Source organism: Naasia sp. (assembly GCF_025465545.1).
Lineage (GTDB): Bacteria > Actinomycetota > Actinomycetes > Actinomycetales > Microbacteriaceae > Naasia.
Genome location: NZ_JAODMK010000002.1, coordinates 1 through 11,424, shown reverse-complemented (window position 1 = coordinate 11,424; position 11,424 = coordinate 1). Strand labels below are relative to the sequence as shown.

General features: G+C 68.8%; 13 protein-coding genes. 12 read left to right on the top strand and 1 reads right to left on the bottom strand.

Features of this window, described 5'->3' with window-relative positions:
* The 4 genes from JWR33_RS00635 to JWR33_RS00620 all read left to right on the top strand — a co-directional run.
* Positions 1-504, top strand: a 504-nt coding sequence (locus JWR33_RS00635; protein WP_297408542.1) for a ribose-5-phosphate isomerase, incomplete at its 5' end; no start/stop codon positions are given.
* Positions 497-1,507: a DNA glycosylase gene (locus JWR33_RS00630; protein ID WP_297408541.1), complete on the top strand. Its 1,011-nt coding sequence runs from the start codon at positions 497-499 to the stop codon at positions 1,505-1,507. The genes JWR33_RS00635 and JWR33_RS00630, both read left to right, overlap by 8 nt.
* Positions 1,507-2,151 (top strand): FMN-binding negative transcriptional regulator, encoded by a 645-nt coding sequence (locus JWR33_RS00625; protein ID WP_297408540.1) that lies wholly within the window; start codon positions 1,507-1,509, stop codon positions 2,149-2,151. Before JWR33_RS00630 ends, JWR33_RS00625 begins: the two co-directional genes overlap by 1 nt.
* A complete protein-coding gene (locus JWR33_RS00620) occupies positions 2,144-3,652 on the top strand; it encodes an amidohydrolase family protein (RefSeq protein WP_297408539.1) in 1,509 nt (502 codons plus the stop codon). Before JWR33_RS00625 ends, JWR33_RS00620 begins: the two co-directional genes overlap by 8 nt.
* 53 nt (positions 3,653-3,705) lie before the next feature.
* Here JWR33_RS00620 and JWR33_RS00615 read toward each other — a convergent pair whose 3' ends face one another.
* Positions 3,706-4,227 carry a DNA starvation/stationary phase protection protein gene (locus tag JWR33_RS00615; protein WP_297408538.1) on the bottom strand — a complete coding sequence of 174 codons (522 nt, stop codon included), beginning with the start codon at positions 4,225-4,227 and terminating at the stop codon, positions 3,706-3,708.
* Positions 4,228-4,336: 109 nt separating this feature from the next.
* Here JWR33_RS00615 and JWR33_RS00610 point away from each other — a divergent pair, with 109 nt between their 5' ends.
* The 8 genes from JWR33_RS00610 to JWR33_RS00575 form a co-directional block, all read left to right on the top strand.
* Positions 4,337-5,341, top strand: coding sequence for an LLM class flavin-dependent oxidoreductase (locus tag JWR33_RS00610; RefSeq protein WP_297408537.1), 1,005 nt, complete (start codon positions 4,337-4,339; stop codon positions 5,339-5,341).
* A gap of 306 nt (positions 5,342-5,647) precedes the next feature.
* Positions 5,648-6,997 (top strand): ABC transporter substrate-binding protein, encoded by a 1,350-nt coding sequence (locus tag JWR33_RS00605; RefSeq protein WP_297408536.1) that lies wholly within the window; start codon positions 5,648-5,650, stop codon positions 6,995-6,997.
* A 77-nt stretch (positions 6,998-7,074) separates the two neighbouring features.
* Positions 7,075-8,010, top strand: coding sequence for a sugar ABC transporter permease (locus tag JWR33_RS00600; protein WP_297408535.1), 936 nt, complete (start codon positions 7,075-7,077; stop codon positions 8,008-8,010).
* Positions 8,010-8,927: a carbohydrate ABC transporter permease gene (locus JWR33_RS00595; RefSeq protein WP_297408534.1), complete on the top strand. Its 918-nt coding sequence runs from the start codon at positions 8,010-8,012 to the stop codon at positions 8,925-8,927. The genes JWR33_RS00600 and JWR33_RS00595 overlap by 1 nt, the downstream gene beginning before the upstream one ends.
* Before the next feature lie 22 nt (positions 8,928-8,949).
* Positions 8,950-9,843, top strand: a complete 894-nt coding sequence (locus tag JWR33_RS00590; RefSeq protein WP_297408533.1) for a glycoside hydrolase family 43 protein — start codon at positions 8,950-8,952, stop codon at positions 9,841-9,843.
* Between the two features lie 122 nt (positions 9,844-9,965).
* A complete protein-coding gene (locus tag JWR33_RS00585) occupies positions 9,966-10,304 on the top strand; it encodes a hypothetical protein (RefSeq protein WP_297408532.1) in 339 nt (112 codons plus the stop codon).
* 153 nt (positions 10,305-10,457) lie between these two features.
* The gene (locus JWR33_RS00580; RefSeq protein ID WP_297408531.1) at positions 10,458-10,733 is read left to right on the top strand and encodes a hypothetical protein; all 276 of its coding nucleotides are present in this window, start codon (positions 10,458-10,460) and stop codon (positions 10,731-10,733) included.
* Positions 10,734-11,207: 474 nt separating this feature from the next.
* Positions 11,208-11,424: recombinase family protein (locus JWR33_RS00575; protein WP_297408530.1), on the top strand; the 217-nt coding region annotated here is incomplete at its 3' end.

Genomic DNA, 11,424 nt, shown 5'->3' with positions numbered 1-11,424 from the left:
CATCTCGCCACGGACCATGCCGGCCTGGAGTTCAGCCGGCAGCTCGTGGAGCATCTGGAGGGCGCGGGGCACGAGGTGATCGACCACGGGCCGTCCTCGTACGACCCGCTCGACGACTATCCGGCGTTCATCATCGCGGCCGCCGAAGCGGTGGTGCTGGACCAGAGCGACGGTGTCGAGGCTCTCGGCGTGGTCTTCGGCGGATCGGGCAACGGCGAGCAGATCGCTGCCAACAAGGTGCGCGGCGTCCGTGCCGCCCTCGCCTGGAACCTCTCGACGGCTCAGCTGGCGCGTCAGCACAACGACGCCAACGTGATCTCCATTGGGGCCCGCCAGCACACCCTTCAGGAGGCGACCGCCCTGATCGACGCGTTCCTCGCCGAGCCCTTCTCGTTCGATCCGCGGCATGAGCGCCGGATCGCGCAACTCGCCGAGTTCGAGCGCACCGGTGCCATCGCGGCGGGGGAGCACAATCCGGCGGTCGCACGAGGCGGAGATGCCTGAAGGCCACTCGATCCACCGGATCGCCCTGCAGTTCCGCACCAACTTCGTCGGCAAGCGGATCGCCGCGTCGAGCCCTCAGGGACGGTTCGCCACGGGGGCCGAGCAGCTGGACGGCCGGGTGATGCTCGCCGCCACCGCGGTCGGCAAGCAGTTGTTCGTCGAGTTCGAGGAGGAGCGGATCCTCCGGGTGCACCTGGGGCTCTACGGGTCATGGGACTTCGCCGGCCAGATCAGCTCGGACGCCACGGTCGCCTCCGCGGGCGGGCGCATGGGCCAGACCAACCAGCGGGGCACGAGCCTCGAGGACTACGCCGAGGCGGAGTCGCTCGACTTCGCCACCAGCATCGGGGCGCCCCGCCGCCTTCGGATGGCGGAGCAGGAGCAGGAGAGGGCGCAGGGACTCGAGGGGTTCCCGCCCCCGCCGGTCGGCGCCGTGCGAGTGCGGCTGCTCACCGACACGGCCGTCGCCGACCTCCGCGGTCCGACGGCCTGCGAGGTCCTCGATCCGCAGCAGGCGAAGGCCGTGCTCGCCAAGTTGGGGCCGGACCCTCTCGTGCACACCGGCAAGGAGGCGGAGGACGCGTTCGTGGCTGCGGTGCGCAAGAAGCCGACCCCGATCGGTCTGCTCCTCATGGACCAGAGCGTCGTGAGCGGCATCGGCAACGTCTACCGGGCCGAACTCCTGTTCCGCGCCCGCCTCGACCCGCACACGCCCGGGCGTGAGGTGCCCGAGCGCAAGGTGCGGGAGCTGTGGCGCGACTGGGCCAACCTGCTCGAGATCGGCGTGCGAACCGGTCAGATGATGACCAAGGACGAGCTCACCGAGGAGGAGTGGGCGAAGGCCATGGCCTCCCAGCAGGACCGCCACTACGTCTACAAGCGGCAGGGACTGCCCAGTCCGCGGGGCAGGGGCAACGTGGTCATCGAGGAGATGGGCGGCCGCAACCTCTACTGGGCGCCCGGCTGGCAGAAGCGGCCGCGGCTCCCTGCGAAGAAGGACTGATGCGCCAGAACCCCAGCTTCACCCTCCAGGACCCGGAGGAGCTGAAGCGCCTCATCCGGCAGAACCCCTGGGCGACCCTGGTGAGCATGACGGGGAACGGGCTCGTCGCGTCGCACTACCCGGTCGTCCTCGATGAGAACCGGGACGACCTGTCGATCCTCAGCCATGTCGGCAGGCCGGACGAGGAGCTGCACGAGCTCGGACGCCATGAGGTGCTGCTGATCATCCAGGGGCCGCACGGCTATATCTCGCCCGGCTGGTACGACGCGAAGCCGGCCGTGCCCACCTGGAACTTCGTGGTCGCCCATCTCTACGGGGTGCCCGAGCTGCTGTCTGCTGAGGAGAACTACCAGGTGCTCGGCGACCTGGTCAACGTGTTCGAGCGGGTGCTGCCCGAACCCCGCCTGATGGAGTCGACGCCCGCGAACGCGGAGTACGCGCAGAGGATCAGCTCGGGCACCGTCGGACTCCGCCTCACGCCGACCCGGGTGGTCGCCAAGTCCAAGCTGAGCCAGAACAAGCCGGCCGACGTGGTCGACACCATTCTCGACCAGCTCGAGGGGGATGGTCCCTACGCGCAGCCCGCGCTCGCCGCCGAGATGCGCCGCGCCCACGAGCGACTGCGGAACGCGCGACGTGGCTGAGGCGGCGCCCCTCGTCCTGACCGGCGCACGACTTCCGGGGCAGCCCGGCACCTGGGACATCCGCCTCGCCTCCGGGCGCATCGCCGGAATCAGCCCCGCAGCCAGCGCGGCCAGCGGTGGAGCCGTCAGCGGATCGGATGCGGGGGAGCGGATCGACCTCGACGGGCGGTTCGTGCTGCCCGGGCTCTGGGACGAGCACGTGCACTTCACCCTGTGGAGCCTGCACCGGCGCCGCCTCGACCTCTCCCGTACTCGCTCCGCCGCCGAGGCGGCGGCGGTTGTGCGCGCCCACATCGACGACTACGGACTCCCCACCGCGGGATTTCTGGTCGGAGTAGGCTTCCGAGACGCGGTCTGGAACGACACGCCGACCCGGCGGCTGCTCGACGAGGCGGCCCCCACCTATCCGGTGGTGCTGCTCAGCTCCGATCTGCACTGCGCCTGGCTCAACTCCGTGGCGGCGCGCTCCCTCGGGATCCAGACCGGACCCGACGGGCTGCTCCGCGAGGAGGCCGCCTTCCGCGTGACGGCCGCCCTTGACGAGCTGCCCGACGCGGTCGTGGACTCCTGGGCGGCGGAGGCTCAGGCGGCCGCGGCGTCTCGCGGAGTGGTCGGCATCGTCGACCTCGAGATGAACTGGAACCGCGACGTCTGGCGGCGCCGGGCGGCGGCCGGTCAGGACCTGCTCCGGGTGGAGTTCGGGATCTATCCCCGCGACCTCGAGCGCGCCATCGAGGAGGGACTGCGATCGGGCGACGTGGTCGACCAGCAGGGGCTCGTCACGGTCGGCTGCCTGAAGGTGCTGATCGATGGCTCGCTCAACACCCGCACCGCCTACTGCGTGTCCCCGTACCTCGACCCCTCGGGACTGCCGGACCCGCACGGCCTCCTCACGGTCCCGCCAGAGGCCCTCGAGCAGATGCTGGTCCGTTCCTCGGCCAACGGGATCGCGCCAACGGTGCACGCGATCGGCGACGCCGCCAACAGGGTCGCCCTCGACACCTTCGAGAGGGTGGGCATCGGCGGGCGCATCGAGCACGCCCAGCTGCTCGAGGACGAGGATCTCGCCCGCTTCGCCGCCCAGGGCATCGTCGCGAGTGTGCAGCCGCGGCATGCGCCCGACGACCGCGATGTGGCCGACCGGCACTGGGCCGGCCGCACCGAGCGGGCGTTCCGCTACCGCTCCCTGCTGGAAGCGGGCACCACGCTGGCCTTCGGCTCCGACGCGCCGGTCTCGCCGCTCGACCCGTGGCTCGGCATCTCGGCGGCGGTCTTCCGCACGGCCGACGAGCGGGGACCCTGGCACCCGGAGGAAGCGGTGCCCGTGGCCGACGCGCTCGCCTCGTCGGCGCGCGGCCGTCGCGGCATCCAGGTCGGAGAGGTGGCCGACCTCGCGATCGCCGAGCTGGACCCCCTGACAGTCGCCGATCCGGTGGTGCTCGGAACGCTGCCGATCGCCGCGACCCTGCTCGGCGGCAGGTTCACGCACCGCACCTTCTGAATCCTCCAGCACGGGGCCGCCGGATCCGACGGCCCCTTCAGCTCCGACCCGGCCTAGTCGTCGGCGATGTGCGCCTGGAGGAACCAGCGGTCCTTCACGAGCCCGCGCTCGATCTCGATGAGCACGTCCTGGCTGCCGGGGTCGATCTCCTCGATCTCCTCGATGCTCGTGTGCAGAACCTCGAGGGTCGCGTCGATCTGGGTGACCACCGCGGCGATCGTGTCCGGCACGTTCTGGAAGCCCTCGGGAAACTCCGGCGTCGTCGTGGCCGAGGCGACAGTCGCGATCCGGCCGTCCACGGGCAGCCCAAGGGCGACCACCCGCTCAGCCACCTCGTCCGCCCATTCCCGGACATGCTCGACGTAGAGGTCCAGCAGCTCGTGGACGTCGATGAAGTCGCGTCCGCGAACGTGCCAGTGCGCCTGCTTGCCGTCCACATGCAGGGCGGTCAGGTGAACGAGGACCGGCTGGAGCAGCTCCGCGACCCCGGACGCGACCTCGGATCCCCAGACGTAGTCCGCGTTCTCGGCCTTCGCCCTGGTCTTCGCCTTCGACTTGGTGGGGCTGTCGGTCATGATGATCTTCCCTTCGTTGTGCGACTCGGCGCCGTGGCGCCGCGGGCGACAGGAGCCTCTATCCACCCTGCCCGGAATGCGCCAGGGACGGGAGGGGTTGTGCAGAGAGATGAGCGTTCCCCTCTCCGTCCTCGACCTCGCCTCCGTCGCCGAAGGCATGACTCACTCGGAGGCTCTGGCGGACACCCTCTCGCTGGCCCGCACCGCTGACGAGCTCGGCTACCGCCGGTTCTGGGTGGCAGAGCACCACGGCATGCCCGGAGTCGCGAGCTCCTCCCCACCGGTCCTGATCGGCGCGATCGCCGCCGCCACGAAGCGCATCCGCGTGGGCTCTGGCGGCGTGATGCTGCCGAACCACTCATCGCTGATCGTCGCCGAGCAGTTCGGCACCCTCGTCGCCCTGCACGGCGACCGGATCGACCTGGGTCTCGGTCGGGCCCCCGGCACCGACCCGGTGACGACCGCGGCAGTGCGGCGCGGAGCGACCCGCGAGACGGTCGAGGACTTCCCGGACCAGGTGCTCGAGCTGCTCGCCTACTTCGGCACCATCCCGCCGCTCGCGGGCGGCCAGGGGAGCCGCATCCTCGCCATCCCGGGTCTCGGTGATGCGCCGCAGCTCTGGCTGCTCGGGTCCAGTGACTTCAGCGCCCGACTGGCCGGGATGATGGGCCTGCCTTTCGCGTTCGCCCATCACTTCGCCGGCGGCCGGAACACCCCGATCGCATTCGAGGTGTATCGCGGCAGCTTCACTCCATCGGCGGTCATGCAGGAGCCGCATGCGGCCGTCGCCGTCGCCGCGATCGTGGCGGAGAGCGACGCGGAGGCGCGCCGCCTGATGCTGCCCAACGCGCTCGCCATGGCGCGGCTGCGCAGCGGGCGCCCGGGCCGCACGCCCACCCTCGAGCAGGCGGAGGCGCACGACTGGTCCGGGCCGGAGCTCGCCTACCTCGACGACCGGATCGGAACGCAGGGGATCGGCAGCCTCGAGACCGTCACCGGGCGCATCGCGAGCCTCGTGGAGGAGACGGGGGCGAACGAAGTCATCGTGGTGCCTCAGGGGCCGGACCTCGGCACCCGCCAACGCACCCTCACCGCCCTCGCGCCCCGCGCCTGACGCGCGAGGGCTCCCGTCGATCCGCCTCGGACCAGGGGGATCCCAGCGCGCTTCCTTCGTGCCGGCGCTCTCCGACACCGGGCGACCGGCCACCAGGCGGTCGTCGGGACGCGCATCGCGGCCGGGCGGATACCCGTCGATGCCCGGTCTCGTCCCACCCGGTAGCCCATTTACCTCTTAACGGGCCGAAAGGGAACCCCTTGGCGTTCCACAGCGTCCGTCGGAGGCTCATGGTGTCGATCCCCGCGCCCCGGGGAACGATCACGCAGCAAAGGTGCACCACGCACGCAGTTCAAAGGAGATCCTGTGCAGAAATTCCGCAGTACCCAATCCTCCTGGCGTTCCCGCTCGCGGGTCCTCGCCACCGCCGCCTTCACGGTCTCGATCGCCGTCGCCCTCGGGGGCTGCGCGGGCCAGGGCGCCGGCGGAGGGACATCAAGCAACAAGGGCGACCCCAACGCGAAGGTCACCCTCGACTTCTGGAATCCCCTCAACGGCGCCGACAAGCCGGCCGTCGACCAGGTGATCTCCGACTTCAACGCCTCGCAGGACCGCGTGACGGTCAAGAACAACTCTCAGCCCTCGGACGTGATGTACCAGAAGGTCCTCACGGCAGTCAGCTCCTCCGATGGCCCGGACCTGATCGCCATGCACGTCGGGCGCATCCCGCAGTTCGCCGACAAGGGCGCCCTGCAGCCGGTCGACAGCTTCTACGACAACGCCGACTACGGCTCCGCCGACATCATCCCCAACCTCGTCTCGGCGTCCGAGTTCGACGGCCAGAACTACGGCGTCCCGCTCAACCAGGCCACCGTGCTCATGTACTGGAACAAGGACATGTTCAAGAAGGCCGGCCTCGACCCCGAGAAGCCGCCGACCACCTGGGACGAGTTCAAGGCGATGGTGCCGAAGCTCACCGTCGACGACAACGGTGACGGCAAGCCGGAGCAGTACGCGATCGCCCTGGCCGACCACGAGGGCATCCCCGTGTGGCAGCCGCTGATCTGGCAGAACGGCGGAGACATCGTCTCCGAGGACGGCAAGAAGTCCCTGCTCGACGACCCGAAGTCGCTCGAGGCGCTCCAGTACTGGACCGACCTGGTCAAGAACGAGAAGGCGTCGCCCATCGGGCTCGGCGGCGCGGATGCGGACAAGCTGTTCCAGACCCAGAAGACGGCGATCGAGATCGTCGGCCCGTGGATGACCACCGCGTTCGACGAGGCCGGGCTCAACTACGGCATCACCAAGCCGTTCGCCGGTCCCGCGGACGACACGATCCTCGCGGACGTCGTCTCCTTCACCGTGCCGGCCTCGGCCGACGCGACCACTCGGGACGCGGCGTACGAGTTCATCGCCTACTGGAACTCCAAGAAGGGGCAGACGACCTGGGCCACCGGTTCCGGCTTCCCTTCCACCCGCTCGGACCTCACCGCTGACGAGTTGAAGGAGAACCCGTACCCGGCCGTCTTCGGAGCCGAGGACGTGGTGGCGAACACCCGGGTGCTGATGCCGGGCATCGTCGCCGGCCCGACGATCACCGACTCGATCTTCAACCCGGCTCTGCAGCGGGTGCTGAACGGGGAGGGCTCGGTGAAGGAGGTCTTCACCCAGGCGTCGAAGGACATCCAGGCGGAGCTCGACAAGGCCAACAAGTAGGAACCGCCGTTCAGGGAGGACCCGTCGCGCAGTTCGCGGCGGGTTCCTCCCGTGGCTGAGGACGAAAGGCGACATCTATGACGACTCTTGCCAGCGGGTCCGTTCGCGCCCGCCCAGTCCGCCGGCGTCGGGGCGGAGTCGGAACACGACGGCGGCAGATCACCGCCTGGCTGTTCCTCGCACCCAGCATCCTCGCGCTCGTGGTGTTCACCCTGGTGCCGATGGCGCAGGCGGTGCAGCTCTCGTTCACCGACTACAACCTGCTGCAGGCCGCGCAGTGGGTGGGACTCGACAACTACACCGAGCTCTTCCAGGACCCCGGGGTGTGGAACGCGTTCTGGAACACGATTCTCTACGCCGTGGTCGTGACGCCCCTCACCGTGCTGATCGCGCTCGCCTTCGCGATCTTCCTCAACCAGAAGCTGCCGGGGCGCGCGTTCTTCCGCACCGCGATCTTCCTGCCGTTCATCCTCTCCCTCGGGGTGATCGCGATCGCCTGGGCGTTCCTCCTCGACCCCAACATCGGGCTGCTGTCCTATTGGCTGGGCGGCGTGGGGATCGCTTCGGGCAGGTCCTGGCTGAGTGATCCGTTCCTCGCGATGCCCGCCGTGATGATGGTGGGGATCTGGAAGAACGTCGGCTTCTACATGGTCATCTACCTCGCCGGCCTGCAGTCCATCCCCGCAGAGCTGTACGAGGCCGCGAAGCTGGACGGGGCAGGCGCATGGAAGCGCTTCCGTCGCATCACGCTCCCGCTGCTGTCCAACCAGACGCTGCTGGTCACGATCATGGCGACGGTGGCCTCGCTGCAGGCGTTCGACCAGATCTACGTGATGACGCACGGCGGTCCGTTCTTCCGGACCGAGACGCTCGTCATGCTCATCTACCGCGAGGGCTTCCAGCAGCTGCGGTTCGGCTACGGCTCCGCCATCTCCCTCGTGCTGCTCGCCTTCGTGTTCGTTCTCTCGATGATCCAGTTCGCCCTCTCTCGGCGCTCAACGGTGAGGTACTGATGGCCATCTCTGAACCGCTCGCCCGCACCGCGGCTCCGGCAGACCGCAACGATGTCCAGACGGAGGCGCGCTCGCGGAGTCGGCATCGCCCTGGCGCGGAGATGCCGAAGCTGGTGAAGGTGCTGCTGATCCTCGCCGGCGTCGTCATCTCGGCGGCGATGCTCCTGCCGGTGATCTGGATGTTCTTCACCGCTCTCAAGCCGGAGTCCGACATCGTGACCTACCCGCCGACGCTCTGGCCGCGGCAGCTCACCTTGGAGCACTTCGGCGAGATCTGGACGGCCATCCCGTTCGCGCGGCTCTACCTGAACACGCTCATCTTCGCCGGGTCGGTCACGGTGATCTCGCTGCTGTTCGACTCCATGGCGGCGTACGCGCTCGCTCGTCTGCCGTTCCGGGGGAGTGGCGTGGTGCTCGTGGTCATCCTGCTGCTGCTGATGCTCCCGTTCCAGGTCACGCTCATCCCCCTTTACGACATGTTGAGCGGCATGGGGCTCACGAACACGCTGCCGGGCCTCATCATCCCGAGGATCACGAACGCATTCGGGATCTTCTTCCTGCGGCAGTTCTTCCTGTCCCTGCCGAAGGATCTGGAGGAGGCGGCGCGCGTCGACGGCGCGTCCGAGTGGCGGATCTACTGGCAGGTGATCATGCCGCTCGCGCGGCCCGCCCTGCTCACGCTCGGGCTGTTCCACTTCCAGTACAACTGGAACGACCTGCTGTGGCCTCTGATCATGTCGAACGACACGTCGACCGCCACGCTCCCGACCGGGCTTGCGCTCTTCATGGGCCAGCACGTCACGGAGTACGGGATGCTCATGGCCGGGGCGGTCCTCTCGACGCTTCCCGTGATCGTGTTCTTCCTGCTCATCCAGCGCAGCTTCGTGACCGGCATCGCCACCACGGGCATGAAGTGAGTCGACGCACAGTGGGAGTGCGATGACGGGACCCGTCTACCCCGGGTACTTCGCCGACCCGTTCGTCCTCAAGCTCGACTCGGGCTATGTGGCCTACGGGACCGGCGAGGGCCCGGGGGAGCGGGCCTTCGAGGCACTCACCTCGCCGGACCTCCTCCGCTGGACCAGCATCGGCCGGGTGCTCGAGCGGCTGCCCGAGGAGGCGGGCGACGAGTACTGGGCACCCGAGGTGGCCCACGCCGACGACCGCTACTGGATGTACTACTCCGTCGGCCACGGCATTTCGGGCCACCACCTTCGGGTTGCCGTCTGCGACAGCGCACTGGGGCCGTTCGTCGACTGCGGCGTCAATCTGACCCCGGGGGAGCTGTTCGCCATCGACCCGCACCCGTTCCGCGACGTGGACGGCAGCTGGTACCTCTACTTCGCGCGGGATGTGCTGGAGGCGGAGCGGCCGGGAACCCATCTCGCCGTCGCGCCGCTCGCCTCGATGACGACGCTCGCGGCCGACGCCACGAGAGTGCTGTCGCCGAACGACGACTGGCAGATCTATGAGCGGCGCCGGGTGATGTACGGCGCGACGTACGACTGGCACACCCTGGAGGGCCCGTCGGTCGTACGCCGGCACGACCGGTACTGGATGACCTTCTCGGGCGGCGCCTGGACCGGTCCCGGCTACGGGGTCTCATGGGCGGTCTCGGACGCACCCCTCGGACCGTGGGAACATGCGCCGGTCGGCACGCCGCCCCTGCTCGCGAGCGGCCCGGGACTCGTCGGGCCGGGACACAACTCTCTCGTCGTCGCGCCCGACGGCAGCGACGCGATCGTCTTCCATGCCTGGAACGCGGATCGTACGGCGAGGCAGATGTGGGTCGGTCCGATCCGCTTCGGGCGCGGGGGACCGGCGCTGGAGTAGTCGCTCCGCGCCTCCCGCTGGGCCCTATTCCTGCCGGGCAAGCGCCTCTGAATCTGCGACCCACAGGCTGGCGCGTGTCAATCCCATAGGCGGTAGGGCCCTCCCGCGCCTACCGTCGGAGGATGAAGCACGTGACCTTTGCGGACAAGGACCTGCTCATCGGCGACGAGGCCGCCATGGTGCTGCTCGAGTACGCGGCAGCGCTGTCCCGCTCCGGCCAAGCGGACACGGTGACCCTGCAGGCTTACAGCGGCGACGGTGATGAGGTCGAGGCGTCGTTCCTGCTCACCCAAGGCACGCCCATCATGGCCGAGACGAGCCACAACAAGCTTCCCGAACCGGACAACGCCGGCGCGATCGAATACATGCAGCGCGGTCTCATGCGCCTCTCATCGCCGTCGCCCGTGATGCCGGAGCACGACGCGATGCCCGACAACTACGAGGATCTCGAGCTCTCCTGATCCGCCGCCGGGAACGCCCCCTGCTTCGGGCGCGCAGAAGAACCACTGGCCCACAGGAAGCACTCAGTCAAGCCCTATTGACGTCTCAGCGCGTTCCTTAACGTTGAACCGCAGCGTCCGTACGGCCACTGCCAACTCCTGAAAGGAATTTCGATGTCCTACACTCCCGGCACACCCGCGGCGCAGCCCGAGTACCGAGCACCTCGCCCGGCGACGGAGACCAAGCCGTCGTTCAAGACCACCGAGTTCTATGCCTGGATCATCGTGTCGCTCGCCATCCTCATCGCCTCCGCTCTGGTGGACAAGGGCGATGACGGGCAGGGCTTCGGCGCCGCCGACGCATGGTGGTACGTCGCATTCGTCACGGTGGGCTACATGATCAGCCGGGGCCTGGCCAAGGCCGGAAGCCGCAGCCACAACCACGACTGACCCCACACCCGAAAGCGGCTCCTGTTCCCCCGGAACAGGAGCCGCTTTTCGTTACGGTCGTGCGCGTCGGCATCAGTGACGAAGGCCCCGATTCGGTTTGAGCACGATGCCCGCGCCACGGTCGCGAAGGTCGTCACTCGCCCGCTCCGATCGCCTCTCGTCGATGTCGGCGGGTGCGATCCAGATAATCGTCGAGAGGTTCGATCTCGTACTCCTGCAGCAGCTGGTCAATTCCCAGGTCAGGTGATTCGGCGGTCTGGAGGACGTCTTCGAGCTTGAGCGCCGCTGGCCCAGCGCTGGGGCTCCTGGCCAGGAGGGGCCGTCCGGCTACCCGTGTCTGATTGCAGGGCTTCTACCCACGCAGGCGCCAACTCCTGGGAGCGAGTAGTGAAGCCGCCGAGAACGAGCGAGGGTTCCTCGTCAGGCGGAAGGCGTAGACGGACGTTTCCGCCGCGAGACCGAGAGGAGGACGACATGACAGAACGACATGCAATCGGCTACGTGCGGGTGTCGACGGAGGAGCAGGAGCGGTCGGGGTTGGGCATCGACGCGCAGCGCGCCGCGATCACCGCCGAGTGCGATCGGCGCGGCTGGACGCTGGAGTTGATCGAGGACCTGGGGTGCTCGGGCAAGCATGTGAACCCACAGCTGCGGCGAGCGCTGGACCTGCTGGATGCCGGGCAGGCGAACG